The 16,075-nt window shown below is 48.9% G+C and carries 10 protein-coding genes; all 10 read right to left on the reverse strand.

The genetic code is table 11. The features are described 5' to 3' along the window. Positions 1 to 82: 82 nt before the first annotated feature. The 10 genes from K7B07_RS05340 to K7B07_RS05385 all read right to left on the reverse strand — a co-directional run bounded on the left by K7B07_RS05340 (position 83) and on the right by K7B07_RS05385 (position 16,067). Positions 83 to 1,771, reverse strand: coding sequence for a DUF4983 domain-containing protein (locus tag K7B07_RS05340; protein WP_223708057.1), 1,689 nt, complete (start codon positions 1,769 to 1,771; stop codon positions 83 to 85). Positions 1,772 to 1,838: 67 nt separating this feature from the next. Further along, positions 1,839 to 3,863 (reverse strand): M60 family metallopeptidase, encoded by a 2,025-nt coding sequence (locus tag K7B07_RS05345; protein ID WP_223708059.1) that lies wholly within the window; start codon positions 3,861 to 3,863, stop codon positions 1,839 to 1,841. A 13-nt stretch (positions 3,864 to 3,876) separates the two neighbouring features. After that, positions 3,877 to 5,649: a LamG-like jellyroll fold domain-containing protein gene (locus tag K7B07_RS05350; RefSeq protein WP_223708061.1), complete on the reverse strand. Its 1,773-nt coding sequence runs from the start codon at positions 5,647 to 5,649 to the stop codon at positions 3,877 to 3,879. Between the two features lie 14 nt (positions 5,650 to 5,663). After that, positions 5,664 to 7,280 carry a DUF5008 domain-containing protein gene (locus K7B07_RS05355; RefSeq protein WP_223708062.1) on the reverse strand — a complete coding sequence of 539 codons (1,617 nt, stop codon included), beginning with the start codon at positions 7,278 to 7,280 and terminating at the stop codon, positions 5,664 to 5,666. 11 nt (positions 7,281 to 7,291) lie between these two features. After that, complete coding sequence (locus K7B07_RS05360; RefSeq protein ID WP_223708064.1) at positions 7,292 to 8,029, reverse strand: fasciclin domain-containing protein; 738 nt, start codon at positions 8,027 to 8,029, stop codon at positions 7,292 to 7,294. Positions 8,030 to 8,035: 6 nt separating this feature from the next. Next, the gene (locus tag K7B07_RS05365; protein ID WP_223708066.1) at positions 8,036 to 9,571 is read right to left on the reverse strand and encodes a RagB/SusD family nutrient uptake outer membrane protein; all 1,536 of its coding nucleotides are present in this window, start codon (positions 9,569 to 9,571) and stop codon (positions 8,036 to 8,038) included. 14 nt (positions 9,572 to 9,585) lie between these two features. Continuing rightward, entirely contained in the window at positions 9,586 to 12,726 is a 3,141-nt protein-coding gene (locus tag K7B07_RS05370) for a SusC/RagA family TonB-linked outer membrane protein (RefSeq protein ID WP_223708068.1), read from the reverse strand. A 32-nt stretch (positions 12,727 to 12,758) separates the two neighbouring features. Continuing rightward, entirely contained in the window at positions 12,759 to 13,781 is a 1,023-nt protein-coding gene (locus K7B07_RS05375) for a DUF5007 domain-containing protein (RefSeq protein ID WP_223708070.1), read from the reverse strand. Between the two features lie 9 nt (positions 13,782 to 13,790). Further along, positions 13,791 to 14,462, reverse strand: a complete 672-nt coding sequence (locus tag K7B07_RS05380; protein ID WP_223708071.1) for a fasciclin domain-containing protein — start codon at positions 14,460 to 14,462, stop codon at positions 13,791 to 13,793. A 60-nt stretch (positions 14,463 to 14,522) separates the two neighbouring features. Next, entirely contained in the window at positions 14,523 to 16,067 is a 1,545-nt protein-coding gene (locus tag K7B07_RS05385; protein ID WP_223708072.1) for a RagB/SusD family nutrient uptake outer membrane protein, read from the reverse strand. Positions 16,068 to 16,075: the final 8 nt, after the last annotated feature.

The following is a 16,075-nucleotide window of genomic DNA, read 5'->3' on the forward strand; positions in this document are numbered from 1 at the left end:
GATAAAAAAGAGCAGCACTGCGACCAATACCACGGTAACAGCATCTCCATAATACCGGGGCTTCGCAGTAATGCGCTTATTCCTATTTGATAAATTCAGTTTCATATCGCGACAACCACTCCTTGCTTTCAAAACCCCAGGAGGTCAGTGGGGTCAGGTTGAGCCAATAAAAAAGATTGGGGGCAATGTCCGAGTTAACGATCATTGCTGTATTACCGGTATCGCCGCAGGTCAACGATGATCGTATGCTCCAGGCAGGTAATGCGCCCAATACAGCATCTTTTCCTGCCGCCAGGGAGCTGCCATTTTTTATTACAGTACCATCCCCTTCGTCACAGGGCCAGTATCCGATAAGGTTCCCGTTATTTATATCTGCCTGCGGAATTCCGTTCAAACAGCCGTAATTCTCGATGTAATCGTCCGGCAAGGCCTTATTCCATATGCCAACATCCTGTAATACGAAGTTTGCAGTGGTCTGTGATGTGGAGATCGTACCCAATCCGAAATCGTAGGCACTTCCATTTATGTTACGGCCTGTTATTTCTACGGGTGTTCCTCTTTTTCCATTGGTGTACATTACTGCAAACCGTTTACTTCCCTCTGCGTAGATCTTTAAAGCTACAACATCCCACGAACCTACCGGGCCTGAGGCTTCTGTGCCGCTGCCTCCGATATAGATGAGGGCGCCGTCGCCAATAACATAACGATAAGCGCCCGTTGCCGCATGTTGAAAAGTCCACCCCCGCACCCCGCTGTAAGCGTGATTGGCCTTATAAGCGAGCGTAACATGGTTCGCTCCCCCGGAAGGTTTTGTAAGCATCATTACTTTTGCCATGATAGTCATATCACCCGAAGCTCCTATTTCATAGGGGCCGGCTTCCGCAGCGGGAATAACCGCCCGCCGGGTTCCGGCGGATGCACTGCCAGTAAAAACAAAAGTATTACGAATGGAAGGCAGTTCCAGCTCCTGTCCTTTAAGATTTGAATTATTATAAATACTAAGAACTTTTCGCTCTGCAAAACTCGGCCCACCGTAACTATTTCCCGTGCCTCCGTGATTCGATGTTACAATTGTCAGCCAGTCTTCATTGGCATAGTCCGGCCGTTTTTTTACTGCCTCCAGGAGCTCTTTTACATAGCCGTCAACCGTCAGTACGGCGTTCTTATACAATACCTCATCGGCCGAGAATGCAGCGGCCCTGCCGGCGAGGTTAACACCGTTGAAATTCACCAGCATGACGCCTACCTTATCGTCTGTAATATTGCGGAGCGCGCTGTCTTTTACAGCCCGGTCGTTAGCAGCCGCAATATTACGACCTGAAAATTTCAGTGCCCGTTCCGATAACAGCTCCCAGGGAGTGATGGATACCGTGGTAGGCAGATAGCCGGAGACCAGCAGGCGCTGAAAAAAGTTGCTGTATACCGGTATCTCTTCATGCTCGTGTTCATCTTCCTCATCAGCAACGGGTGCCAGGGTGCTGTCGGAAACGGCAGCCAGTGCTGCGGATTTCCCGGTAAGGATATTGATCCAGGAAGGACCGTCGCCCGACCGGGTATCACCAAAGGCTTCCCAGGTATATTTCGCATGTTCCGTAAGACCCATCAGGGCCGGCGGGGCGATCTTTTTTATTTCCGGACCAGCAGCACCATCGATCACGATGAGCAGCAGCTTCCGTTTTTTGGTAAACGGTTTATCCGCTGCATTTTCAAATACAGGCGGGGGATCGTAATATTTCGAGCAGGCATTTGAAAGCACAAGCAGTACCATCATACAAACGGCATATCTAAAAAAAATCAGGGTCCTGTTAGAGATTCGCATATTCATTCGCTATTGATGATTAATAATAGTAAGCACCCATTTCTGCAAATGCGGAATTCTTATTCGCATCTGCCGGAGGCGCATCCCACACATATCTGAAATACTGAAACGTTACCGGATTCTGCAAATCAATGTACTGTTTTGCCAATGCTTCAGCGGCAGAACTGTTGGCTGCAGTTTTCAGCGGAAATACTCCCAATGTTTGCCAGCTGCTGCCATCCATACTTATCTGGATGGTAATTTTTTCCATATGATTGCTGTTTCCGTTTTGCCGTTGTACGATGTAAAACCCGTCTGCTGTTACAGGTGCATTTCCTGTTTTAACAGCTGCTTTAAATGGATACAACGTTTTTGTACCCGGATCGTATCCGACTACACAACCGTTGAAGCAGCTGTGCCAGATGGTATTGATATCTCCATCAAGCAAATTGCTCGCCTGGTAGGTTGTATTAACCGTTCCATCATTGTTGCCCCTCACATTTGTAATACTGTCGATAACCCATCCCAGCGCGGGGCCAGGCTTTCCTTCGCCAAATTCTTTTCGGGGCACTATTGATTGATCCCCCCCTGTTCTCGTATATGGATTATACATCCACAGGTTGGTCCGCAGCTTCGGATATCCCTTTCCGGCGATCACATTCCGGGAGGTCTGGCTGATCTTAAGCCCCCATTCGCGCATGAACCGGTACATATCCGTTTGGGTGAATTCGCAGAGGCGTTCATAATAAAAGTCGGTCTTCGACTGATCATCGATCGAGGTAAACCGGGCATTCCGCGCCGCAATGCACAGATAGGTCATAAAGTCGTAGCCGTATTTTTCAAAGATCTGCGTATAGAAACTCATCTTGGCATCATCCGTCGGGTTGGAAATATTTGTGCCGGTACCCGTCCAGAGTTTTTTGCTTGAATCAAGCGAAACATAAGGCAGTGCGGCATTCCAGGAACGCAGCTCGTTGCCGTGCCGGTAACTGTTGCGCTGCGCATTTTTGAAACTGAAGAGGTTATTGCTAACCTCGCCGTTACCGCCAAAGGTCCAGGTAGAATGCATCTGCATATTATGCCCCAGCTCGTGAAAGGTACCCCAGTTGGAAGTGCGTACCAGCTCCGGTGTCACGGCCTGAGTAAAATAGTTCATCGTATTCATCGCCACTACCGGAAAGCCGCTGTGTTGTGCTCCCACAGAGGGTTGTACATCATGCACAATACGCCATTGATTTACCGGGGCACGGTTCTTCACATCCGGATTCCCTTCTGTAAGACCATACCAGTCCCAGTAAACCTCTTTTATCGTCTTATCCCATAAGGTCATCAGTTCTGTCGGGCTGCTGATGGGCGCGGACTTTAATTTAGCTACCTCCAGTGTAAATACGATCCTGGTACCCACCAGTTCAAAGAAGGGAACAGAAGTCTTGGACACCAGTTCTTTCCATTCGCTGTCGGTTGTTTTTCCCAGAAAGAAACTGGCTGATTTCGCCACTCCTGAAAATGTCACCGGCACCACGCTCCCCGTAGGTTTTGACGGAATGATGTAGATCAGTCCTCCATACAGGTTCCTTAAATAGTTTTTGCCGGGAAACAATTGTTTACGATTGTAGATCAGCGGGTCTCTTTTTAATTCCGGTTTACCTGATAAATTATCCGTATGCGACCCGATCTGCGCTTCCAGTCCGTAAATACCGTCGGGCACCTCAACGGTTACCAGTTCTCCTGCCGGGGCCCAAACTCCTGTGCTCAGCCAGTTCTGCGGTGCCACGCTGATCCGGAGATCAGCGGCGGGCACATTGATGTAGTTAAGATCGATCTCCACCTTGTAGTTTTGCAACCGGGGTTCATCCGGATTGATCAGACCAGGGAACACGCTGGCTGCAACATATTTTGATTTGTCGATCTTAACACTGGTGTCCACTTCGTAATTCACGGTGTCCGGAAAATCGGTAGGTGTATACCCATTCTCGAAATTGAATCCGTATTCTTTGTTGCAGGCAATAAGGATACCGATACAAAACAGGATCAGCGGAAAAATGGATTGCTTTTTATACTTCATATTAAAAAGATTATTATTGGGCATTATCAAAGGCAGGCATCCATGATCTGCTGTCGAGGTTCAGGCTGCTGATGCCGGAAACACCCATCCAGCTATAAATAAAAAGGGGAAGATCCACCGGAACCGGTACGGCCTCCGTAATATTATACGGCACCGTAGGACAGATGGCATCGCTTTTACCCAGGGTGAAACTCGTCCAGGAGAAGGAGGCAGGAAATACGATATCACGTCCGCCCGGACTCATATCAATAAAACTATTGGAAGACCGTTCCCTGGTCTGCAGCCCCATTCCCGGCCAGTAACCGATAAGCGAAGCGTAATAGGGATCACCGGGATTCACCATCGTGCCGCAATAGCCTGAAAGGATGTACGATTCCGGAAGGGCTGTATTGTAAATACGCACGTCCACCACATTAAATCCTATATTTCCCTGACCATAAGAGGGAACACCACCCAGCCGGAGCGGCGATACGGTAGTTCCGTTTTTGCCGGTGATATCAGCCACTCCTCCCGGAACGCCATTGGTATAGGTACGCAACCAGCGCTTGGAGGCACTGTCATAGATCCTTGCCGTGAAGGTATTCCAGGTGTTAAGTCCAAAAGCCGGCGCGGTACAGGAAGTACCTCCGATACGGAAATCCCAATCATTCCGGCCATCCGAATGGAGCACAAAGGCCCAGCCGGCGTTGGGACTGTTTCCGGCTGCTGTACTCGACTTTGAAAAAATAGCCGGCAGGTTGGAACCCCTGTTCACCATATACACTTTTAACTGTATGGTATAGCCACCCGCAGTGCCCAGGTTAAAGACATCGGCACGGTTTTCGTCGATAATGCCCAGGCTGCTTGTAGTGCTGCCCATGGTGTTGGCGGCTACCGCAGAAGAAGCATCCCCGATAATATATCCTTCCTGCTGGTAGTTCAGGGTATTGGGCCGGGCGATATATCTTGTAACAAAATTATCATTGGCCAGAAGCAGGAATGTGTTGCGCTCCGTATCCGTAAAAGGGCTGTCGTCGTCTTCTTCGGGATAAAGTGCATAGACACCGCCTTTATTGGAAGCGACAACAATCAGCCAGTTTTCACTGGCATAGGTGGGCCGGCTGCGCAGCGCGGTTCTTAATACGCCCAGGAAATCATCGAGTGGTTTTACGGCAGCTACATACTGCGGCACACGCGGGCCGTAGCCAAATTGCTGACCGGCATCCTGCAGGCCCTGGTATTGCGTTATTACAACCGCAGCCTCCGGTCTTTTCAGTTCATCCACCACTGCTTTCTGTGCCTCTGTATCGGAATTCAGCAATTGCTTCTGATCCGCTCCGGTAAGCAGGTGATCAAAAATATAGGGTGCCCGTACAAAAGCCGCTGTCCGCAATGCCGGTTTACTGTTCTTCAATACCGCCGGTACAGCAGGATAATCCGCAAGATTACCGTTCCCGCCGGGGCCCACCTGATGCTTTTTATAATCCACACCGGTAAGCATATCGGCATAGGTAGTTGGCGCATAAGTAAGCGAATCAGCAACACTTCCCCCCGTATACAAGGCATTCTTTGTTAAGGCATACAGGTTGGGATGGATATCATCTTTCAGCGCCTCTGCTTCCAGCACTGCGCCAACGCCTCCGTCTACAATAACATAGAGTACCTTATTGCCGTCACGCAACTGGTGCTTTGTAGTGTCGGTATCAGCCGGGAACTGCAATTTGTTTTCAAAATCGCGGTTACAGGAAACGAGTATTAAACCCAGAAGCGCGAAGCCCCATTGAACGAATACAGATCTTGTTCTCATACGCTATTACTTCTTTAATTATTGAATACCAGCTTTAGAATACCACCCGCAGGCTGTCCTTCAAACCGGCTGATATAGCCTACCAGCATCACTGCGGGCAATCCGCCGATGCCGGATTTTGTTTCTATCATATCCGTCACCGTTCCGTCGATCTTGCCGGTGGCATTATATCCCGCTGCCAGCGAACCATCAGCATTCAGCACCATCAGCCCGTTTCTTACAATGTTGTTATAAGTGGTGAAGGAGCCGGTAACCACAACCAGCCCATTGCCCAGTTGCAACGCCATTGTGGGCAGACCACCGCTAAAACCTGCGCTCTTAAAAGCAGGATCGGGCTGTCCCAGTTCATCCAGCATTACGATCTTTTCAGCCGGCTGGTTATTGAACCTGCTGAAATTTCCGGTAAGGATGATTTTTTTTGAAACGGCATTGTACCGGATGGAATAGATCACATCATCAGCTCCCGCTCCGGTCTTAAAGCCCGCGTCCAGTGTACCGTCTGCATTTAAACGGGCGATCCGGTTGGCCGGTTTGCCGCGCAACGTCGTAAAATCCCCCACCACGATCAGTTTGCCATCCGGCTGCAGGAAGGCATCGTTGATGCTGCCGTTTGCGCCCGGCAGAGCCTGCCGGGTAGTTTTATTATAAGAATACGAGGAATCCAGGTTGCCTTCTGTATCCATACGCACCAGCTGGTTTGCCGGTATGTAGTCGAAGAGCTTATTGTCTTTTGTAGACCGCTCATAAAAATAGGTCCCGTATCTTTCAAAGGACCCCACTGCCGTGATCTGATCATTGCCATAGAACAGTTTGCTGATGCTTCCTTCCGTCAGATTGCCGTTAAACCAGGAAACAGTATCTGTTGCCATGCTGGGGTCCGACACATTGGGACTAACATAAAGACTAACGATCTTTGTTTTGATCGAGGCATTGGAGTTCAGAACGGTCAATCCATTCATACCATCCACGTTATCATATGTTGTCATGGTACCACCGATAAGGAATTCTCCAGACGGCAGGCGGAGAACGCTGTTGATAAAACCGGCGGGACCGCTGCCCGGACTGAAGTTACCCGCGAGATTACCGCTGGGATCGATCTGTACCAGGCCGTTTATACCCGAGGCCTGGTCTTTTCCCTGATAGCCGTATATGGAACCGGCCAGCATAAAATTGCCATTCGGCAGCTGGAGGATCTGGTTGGTAATACCTTTTACACCGGTGCCCGGGTTAAAAGAAGGATCTTTTTGCAGCTTTCCCCTGATGGTAAAAGACGGACCCGGGAAGATCTGTCCGCCCACCCGGAGCGAAGCCCCGCCGGAACTTACGTTATCCGGCAGCACGATCGTTACAGAGCTGTCGGTGTAGGCAGCGATTGTTGCGGTCATTCCGTTTGCCAGAAATGTAAGCTGATCTTTCATTTCCGGTTTCAGTCCTTTTACCGCAAAAGTCATCTGCTGCCCCGGCTGTCCGTTGGCCGGTGTGGGTGGTGTATTTATAAAATCGACCTCGATCACTTCTTTCCCGCCACCATAGGGATCATCGTAAAGATCCGCACTTCTGCTGCAGGCCGACAGTCCCGTTAATACAAGGGCAGATAAACAAAGTATATAAAAATTTCTATGCATCATCATAGCTGTTCTGATTATTGTTTTGTATAGTCAATGCCTCGTTCCCGCGCTGCCTGTATAAACCGGAATGGATCAAACCCGAATATATGGGTCATATACCGCAGCCGGTGCACACGACCATTTGTCGGGGCGATATCCGAGGCAGCCACTACTGCATTGATCCAGTTGGAGTAAGGGAAAGCCTCGTCCGGCACATAGGACAGCATCAGCTGCCGGTATCCTTTGTATTTGATAATCGTGCTGCCTCCAACCGTGTTGGGGTCACCGCTTACTGCATCGTTATAAATAACCCCGATATTCATCGGTGTGGTGTTTACCGATTCAAAGAGTGCTCCTTTGTAGGTATCCAGTGCCAGGGTATCTACCTGTGTATAATCCTTAAGTCCCCTGTTTCCCGGGAACAGGTAGATATCAAGGAACTGCTTCCATACCTCCGGTTTCACCTGTTCAAACCGGGTTACGCTGTCGGCCCCCAGCGTCAGCTGGTAGTCGTTGACGGCATCCAGTATTTTTTTAAAACAAGGATCGGGAGGCGCAAAAAAGGTCAGGTTCTCCTTGCGAAGCGTCTCTTCCAACCCTGCGTATTTTACTACACGTACCAGGGTATCAAAATAGAGGGGATCCGATTCCAGGTATTCCATGATGGTACCGTTGAACCTGGGATCATTGACACCCGAATCTTCAAAACTGCTTTTTTTGCAGGCCGCTGTCAACAGAACGACTATAAGTGCCGGTAAGATGATTTTCTTCATATGTTGTTACCTCCAGTAATTGTTTAATGTCATATGCGGGTTGTTCACCAATGCTTTTTCGCTGATGGGCCACAGCCAGGCGCCCTGTACAAAATTTCCATATGAAATGGGGCGATAGCAGTAGTCCGGATTATATATCTTCCGGGAACGTACCAGGTCGTAGTAGTAATGCCCCTCTCCCATCAGTTCCTTGGAGCGCTCATAAAATATAGCGTCCGGGAGGTTTTTATCCGTACCTGCCGAATACAGATCCGCACCGGCCCTTGTCCGCACCTGGTTTAACAACGCCTCCGCCTTCTGGCTGCCTTCCTCCAGGTTTGCCAGTGCCTCCGCCTGCAGCAACAGTGCACCCGCATAACGGAAAATGATAAAATAGTTACTCAGCGATGCCGTAGTGTTATTCTCCCCCAGGGCGAGATTGAAGAACTTAAAACATTGCATGGTACCATCTTCGTTGTAAATATTATTGTCGAACCAGTATTTTTTCCGGAGATCATTGGCTTCTTCCGGATACAGCTTCTTCAGGTATCCGTCGGTATAGGTCAGCTCGGATTTGGTACTGTTCTGGTTCAGCTGTATATAAGGATAGTGCAATACGGCACCGGTAAAGGTCCGCCTGATATTACCCAGTACATCCCCGTAATTCACATTTTGCGGTACTTCAAACAATCCTTCTTCTGATCTTCCCGCAAACACCTGTGCAATATTTTCCATGGGCAGTAATTTATAGGCATTGGATGCGGTCAGCTCGTCCCCCAGCCGGTCTGTTTCCTCGTAGTACATTTTTTTATTCGCCTCATCTATTCCGGCCAGCCACATATTCAGGTCCATTTCGAGGGCGATAGCACTTCCCCGCATCGCCCGGACTGCCCGGTTGGCGGGATCTTCATAGGTCCAGGGCAGGTCGTTCCTATGCGCCTCCAATTCTGCAATGCAGGCCTTGGCCACTTCAACATCTTTGGTTCTCGGCAGCGGTACATCGTTGTACGCATTGGTATAATAAGGTACATCCCCAAACAGGCGGATCATAAAAAAATAGCTCAGGCAGCGCATAAAAACGGCTTCCGCCTGGTATTTTCGGATCAGTTCGGCCGACATGGATTGATCCGCTTCCGCTACATCCGGGGCTTTTTCGTACAGTACATTTGCCGCCTGTACTACTTTATAGATCGGTGTCCAGTCGCTGATCACATCCCAGGCACCATGCACCTGCCAGTAGGTATTGATATCCCCCTGGATCCGCGGCGTGTTCACCAGTGTGCGGATACTGTTTGATGACAGCAGGTTAAAATCCCCCCGGGGCGGATAGGCCCCATATGCCACAGGGGCACAGCGGAGGTCCCCCACAAGGATCATCCCGGTCCGGATCGCCACCCCTTCTCTAAATAACCGGTACACTTCCCGGGTGTAGGTCTCGGCATCCTGCCGGGTCTTCCAGAAATTATTTCCCGAAAGGCTGTCTAACGGATCCACATTCAGAAATTTTTTACACCCGCTGAACATGGCAATGACCAGTATCGTAATAAGAAATCGTTGCTTCATTACTCAAATCAATTTTAAAACTGAATATTTAAACCAAGTGTATAGCTCCTCCGGTTGGGATATCCATCCGACCGGTCCTTACCCAGGTCCGTGACCAGCTCGGGATCGGGGCCGCTGTATCTCGAAAAGGTGTATACATTATTGGCAGTGGCAAATACCTGGAACGTGGTCATATTGAAACGGGAGATCAGCGACTTGGGCAACATATAGGTTAAGGTAACCGTGTTGATCTTAAAGTAGGATCCGTCTTCCATAAACAGGGTCTGATCAAAACGGAAAGGATTATACAGCCCGTTGTACAGGTAATTGTAGGGATAGGGATACCTGCCCACCGTATTGTCCGCCGACCAGAAATCGATATCATTAATGGGGATCAGGCTGGCATCTTTCTCAAGCGCGAAGGGATTTCCATAAGACTGCAGCCGCTGTGCCAGGGCGTTGTTCAGGATATCACGTCCTTTTACATACGACATATTGATATTGAGCGAAAAATCCTTGTACCGGAGGTTGGATTGCATCCCGCCGAAGATCTTTATGGCAGCGCTGCCCGCTATTACCCGGTCGTTCCCATTAATGATATAGTTCCCGTCCAGGTCGGTCCAGTAGGGATCGCCGGCACCAAAATAATAGGTTCCTTTATCTGTCTGCACCCTGTAAGGCTTACCCGTAGCGGGATCCACGGGCACTTCATCATCGGATTGAAACACTCCACGGTAATGATACAGGATATAGCTGAGGTTGCTTCTTCCGAGCCGGTAAACAATATCCTGTTTGTTATCGTTGTCGTATTTGAAAAGAAGGCGCACATCATCCGGCAGATGTGTTACCACGTTCCGGTTAATGGAGGCGTTAAAATTTACCGTCCACTGCACTTTACTGGTCCGGGGAAGCGGGGTAACACCCAATGAAAATTCGTATCCGTAGTTAACAGAGCTCAGCGCATTGGCTTTCTTTTTTGAAAAGGCATTGTGATCCGCAATTGCATAATCGTACAATTCATTATCTTTTTGCTCATAATACGATTCCACCGTAAGATTGAAACGGTTCTGCAGGAAGCCCAGCTCTATCGCTGCATTGTACTTTTGTGCGGTAATGGGCAACAGATCCGGGTTGGGAATAAACTCCCAGTCCATACCGATAGTAGGATTGTTATTAAAGCGGCCGGTGAACAGGTATTTACCATTGGCATCAAAAATACTGCCCTGGGGGGTAATGTTCTTTGCCCAGTCGGCCCGGATGGAACCATTGCTCAGCCATGCTGCATTTTCCAGAAAATGTTCCCGGTAGAAATTCCATCTTGCTCCTATGGAAGGGTTACGGATAAAGGGCTGATTGGGACCATTGGATGAAGTACCGTCAAACCGGTAAGAGAGATCCAGGATGTACCTGCCATCATAGTTGTACGTAACACTGCCTCCGTTCCCCATGATGCGGTAGCCGGGAGTATAGTTATCTATAATGCCCCATAACCCGGTTCCCGGGTCATACCCCAGTGGTCCTTCATACTGATCATTGGGTGAACCATAGTGCATAATGGCCTTGGGATAAAACGTCCTTGATGTAAGCTCATTGAAAGCATAGGCATTGATGAGGTGATCACCGATTTGCTTGTTCAGTGCCAGCATTACCCGGTTATTCAATTCCTGTTTTTTGTCGTCGTAGGCATAGGCCATTGCCGTATTATTATTGATCAGCGAGGGTGTGAAATTCGTTTCCCTGCCTGCTGTATAGGTATAACTGAAATTATCCGATACGGTCAGTCCTTTCAGGAATTCATACCGCACCTGGATATTCCCCATCAGGCTGCTAGATTTATTCTCGTTACGGTTGGAAAAATTACCAAGGGCTACGGAATTACCTCCAAAAAAAGACGGCCGGGGAAGAAGTGAAGAAGCAGAAACAGCGGAAGCCACTCCCGTCTGCGATACGCCATTGCCATTTCCTTTTTGCTGTTCACCCATGCTGGCATTAAAAGAAGTGGTGAGGTTGAACTGTTCGGTAGGCCGGTAATCCGTATTCATGGAAAGGGCATAACGGGTAAAGCCCGTGTTTTTGATGATCCCCTTATCCTTGGAATACCCGGCATTCACTTTGTAATTAAATTTCTGATCGCCGCCGGAGGCCTGTATATTGTGGCTCATGTTGTAGGTAGGTCCATAGAAAATGGACTGCCAGTCGGTAGCGTTATTGTAATAGGGATTGAGGTAATCCGAAAGTCCGGGGTTCATATCAATTTTGTCCCGGCCGGAATAAAGGCTGGAATCATTCTCAAGGATCTGCTGTATGCGCAGTTCCCGCTCCAGCTTCCCTCCGATCACCGGCTTCAGCTTTGGTACTGTATTTACGTAGAACTTCCCGGAGTAGCGGATAACAGGCACTTTTGTCTTACCGCGCTTGGTCGTCACCAGCACCACGCCGTAAGTTCCCCGCGATCCGTAAAGTGCCGTGGCACCACCGCTTTTCAGAAAGTCGATCGTTTCGATATCCTCCGGAGGTATCATGGATAAAGGACTCATACCCGGACCGCTCTGGTCAAAACCATATTCATAGCCGGAGTTGACATCTACCGGTACCCCATCAATTACAAACAACGGAGATGTAGGTGAAAGAAAGGCATCGTTTCCGGAACCGGATATTGACCCCGAAGTCATTCCCCGGAAGGTCATGGAAGTGCGTGAGCCGGGCATACCGGTCGTGTTCTGTATGTTCACCCCTGCCACCCTTCCCTGCAGCAATTCGGTAAAGTTCGATACCGGCACATTCTGGATATCTTCCCCGCTTAAACTTATGGTGGACCCCGTTGCGGTGGATTTTGACCGTTTTTGAAAACCCTGTACCACCACGCCCTGCATGGCGTCATTGCTGGCCTCCATAAATACTTCCACCTCCTCTTTTCCCCTGATGATTACCGTTTTTGTTTTAAAACCAACATTGGAAAAATGAAGCGTGGCAGTTCCCGTTGCCACAATTACAGAGAAGTTTCCGTTCTCGTCGGTAGCTGCCAGGGCATTGGCAGTATCAGACAGACTAATGGTAACACCGAATAGCGGGCTTTTGCTGGTGTTATCCATTACTTTACCCTTGACTACCCTGTTTTGCGCATGAAGCAGTGCTGCCGAAAAGAAAAAGAGTATGAATGAAAGAAAATACCTCATATTGTTAGTATTCATATCTGCTGCTTAAAAAATTAATCGTTGTCGAATCTGGGTGTCTCTTTTCTAAAGGCGATAACGATCTCCCAGTCTCCTTTGGAGTATATCGCAAAATCAAATAAAAGACCGGAAACCTGGCGGATCCCTCCAAACCCCAGCCGTTCGTAGCCAAAATTTAAATGGGCCATGGTACCCGGGCCATTGGTATAGGATGTAGGTATTTCCACCAGCGGAATAGGATAGGCGACATCATATTTAATATAGGTATTGGTCTTTTGCATATTAAATCCATGCAACAGCTTCGCCCAGTCGGTCAGATTGAACCGTGCGGGATCAATCAGCCGGTTATTATCATCCAGGAACTTGAACGTGAGCGAAGACCCGGTAAAGGATGCCCGGTGAAATGTAATATCAATGTCCTGCGCATTTAATGTAATGCCCGATGAATCACCGATGATATTTGAAACCGAGAGCGGATGCACCGCTTCATTGACCACATTCCCCGTAACAGGGTCTGCATTGTTCGGCTCATAGTCGCGCTCCCGGTAAGGTTGCAGTTTTAATCCTTCAATAATTTTACGTCCGCCGTTATTACTCACTTCCACATCAAAAACATATCCTGAATCGGGCATGGGACGCAACAGGGATGAGCTGGCGCTCGACCATAATATAAATTCACCCGAATGCGCTCTTATTTCAAAGAGCGGATGATCTTCTGTTTTCCTTTTGGCTTCGATCTCGGCCAGACTGGTTTCCTTTCCGGTATACTTTTTTATCCAGACCGTTGCAGGAAATGGTTTCAGCAGCTCGGGAGCCGCGGACCCATCAAACGTGCGGATATTCAGCATCCGGAAGTTCAGGGGTTTGGAAGAATTCAGATCACTGAAATTATCGGTAAACAATGTCGTCCGGCCCAGAACCGGGCGGTATACCATTGAAGAGAAAGAGGCCCCCAGATCAAACGCATCACGGTCCGTCGGCAGGTACTTTTTCTGACAGCTCTGTACTCCTATGCCCATCAGCAGCAGCAGCAGGGTCACATAAAAATTATTTCTCATACCGTTTTATTATTTATTCATCCTGTTAGTAAACTGGTTAAAGCCAAACTCATTGGCAAAGGACAGCACATGCACCGTGCCGTTCTTCGTTTTGATATTCACCACCTGGGTAAGCGCACGCACCCAGTTGCTCACAAACTGCGACCGGTTGGTATAGCTGTAGTATACGCTGGTTGGCCCGCCATCCTTTACACCTTGCGCACCATCAATTACCCGTTGCGCATGCAGGGAGTCGTTGTTCTTTGCCGAGCGCATGTACAATCCATCCACATACAACATACTGTCCGTTGTATAATTCCCTTTTACCACATACCAGTCCATTAACGTATCCAGCTGCAATGCATCCACGGTGTTCAGGTCCAGCAACGGCTTGCCGGTTCCCTGTCGTACAATGTTCAGGTTCTGCAGGGCCAGCCGGAAATTATTGTTCACCGGGGCAAACAGGGTAAAGGCGCCGTTCTCCTTCTGCAGACTGTCCTTCAGCCAGGGCACCCGTTCCATGGTCTTTAAAAGGGAATCATAGATACCGTTTTTGGATTTCAGGTATTCATACATGGTTCCTTCAAAAACATTCTCTTTATTGCTGAAATCATAATACCCATCCGGTTTTTGCCGGCAGGAATAGAACAGTCCTGTCATAAAAAGGACCAGGAACAGGGGCAATAAATATATTTTTCTCATTTGTCTGATTTTATTAATGGCGGTAACCCATACGGCAGGCGGCATTCCGGCCGGGCTATCTTATTTCCAGTATTCTGTTTGTTGTAGCAAAGGGTTTTGATCAAGCACTTCCCGGGCCACCGGCCAGTAGATTCCTCCTTTCTGACGAATGGCATTGAACGCAGCATCATTATTTTTTATCTGCTGATACCGCACATAGTCGTACCAGGCCCAGGCTTCTCCCAGTAACTCCCGGGTCCGTTCTGCGAAGATCTGTTCCAGCAATCCATCGGTTGTCTCAATCGTTGTTTCGATACCTCTGTTCGTCCTTAATCCGTTGAGGATATCCAGCGCATCCCGGCCCTGGCCCAGTACGGTTAAGGCTTCCGCTTTCAGCAGCTTTATTTCCTCCAGCCGGGTAAAGATCACGGGGGAGCTGTACCGGGTAAGTACATTGGTATTTTCCCCCGCGGTATTTTGCTGTGTGCCACCCGACCCTATGACCTTGATCTTGCTGAAGATGATAAGATCCGATGATGATTTTGAAAAATAATACGAATGGGCAACGCCGTTCGAATCAATAAAGAACCGCTCGTCTCCCGGCTGGTTGAACAACTGCACGATCCTGCTATCCGGGATATAAACGGCCGGATTGGCCCTTGGAATAAGCGGGTTGGCGAGTGCCAGATTTTCAATATGCCCCGTAGGTGTTGCCTCGCCGTTGAGCGAAGACATGCCCAGTGCAAAAACCTGGTTGCTGTTCACGTTCAGGAAAAAGCCATCGGAGCGGGTCAGATCATAGGTGGTAGAAGACTGGATGCCTGACCTGCCGGCATTGTTCAGCACAAAATCTGCATAAACAGAAGCATCCAGATAACGGTTGTCCCATGCCGCAATATGGGCCAGTATGGCATAGGCGGCATTCCTGTTGATCAATGCCCCTGCCCAGGTAGTAATGCTCCTTCCGTAATAAAGCCCCGGAAAATAATCCGCATTCACATCCCCGTAAACAAACGGCAATACCAAAGCCGCTTCTTTCAGCTGCGTCTCTGCAAATTTCAAAACGGCTTTTGCTTCCGATCTCGGGATTTGCGGAAATGTGCCGTCATACGATTTGGTAAGCAAAGGCACATCCCCCCAAATGCGTACCATGTAAAAATAAGTGAGACCGATAAGCGCCTTCATCTGGGCGACGTCCACACTGTTGTTCAGCCGGGTATACTGGGGATCCTTTTGCAGGATCTCTCCTGAGCGTTCAATAAATAAGTTGGCGCTGTTGATCACCGCATAGAACTTACGCCAGTTGGATACTTTGGTTAAAAGATCATGCGACTGCTTCAGGTTATTATGGATAATGGCATCCAGGTCGGGGCGGTTCATCGCCACAAACGGGCCATACCGGAGTTCTCCGTACAACCAATTCGCCTCATTCTCCGCCAGGGCCGTTCTTAACAATCCATAGGTACCCAGTAATCCGGCCCTCGCATCATTTATAGAGCTCCAGGCATTGCTTTCATTAATTAAATTGGAGGATTTTATATCCAGTATTTTATTACAACTGCTGCCCAGCGCCCAAAGGAAAAGGAACATAGCCGCCAGTCTTAGCCTTCTGTTTTTTATATGCATGATAAAAG

The sequence above is a fragment of the Niabella beijingensis genome (assembly GCF_020034665.1).
Lineage (GTDB): Bacteria > Bacteroidota > Bacteroidia > Chitinophagales > Chitinophagaceae > Niabella > Niabella beijingensis.

Coding starts and splice junctions, on each gene's coding strand:
- K7B07_RS05340 (WP_223708057.1), bottom strand. CDS start 1,771: ATGATGGTACTGCTTGTGCTTTCAAATGCCTGCTCGAAATATTACGAT.
- K7B07_RS05345 (WP_223708059.1), bottom strand. CDS start 3,863: ATGAAGTATAAAAAGCAATCCATTTTTCCGCTGATCCTGTTTTGTATC.
- K7B07_RS05350 (WP_223708061.1), bottom strand. CDS start 5,649: ATGAGAACAAGATCTGTATTCGTTCAATGGGGCTTCGCGCTTCTGGGT.
- K7B07_RS05355 (WP_223708062.1), bottom strand. CDS start 7,280: ATGATGATGCATAGAAATTTTTATATACTTTGTTTATCTGCCCTTGTA.
- K7B07_RS05360 (WP_223708064.1), bottom strand. CDS start 8,029: ATGAAGAAAATCATCTTACCGGCACTTATAGTCGTTCTGTTGACAGCG.
- K7B07_RS05365 (WP_223708066.1), bottom strand. CDS start 9,571: ATGAAGCAACGATTTCTTATTACGATACTGGTCATTGCCATGTTCAGC.
- K7B07_RS05370 (WP_223708068.1), bottom strand. CDS start 12,726: ATGAGGTATTTTCTTTCATTCATACTCTTTTTCTTTTCGGCAGCACTG.
- K7B07_RS05375 (WP_223708070.1), bottom strand. CDS start 13,781: ATGAGAAATAATTTTTATGTGACCCTGCTGCTGCTGCTGATGGGCATA.
- K7B07_RS05380 (WP_223708071.1), bottom strand. CDS start 14,462: ATGAGAAAAATATATTTATTGCCCCTGTTCCTGGTCCTTTTTATGACA.
- K7B07_RS05385 (WP_223708072.1), bottom strand. CDS start 16,067: ATGCATATAAAAAACAGAAGGCTAAGACTGGCGGCTATGTTCCTTTTC.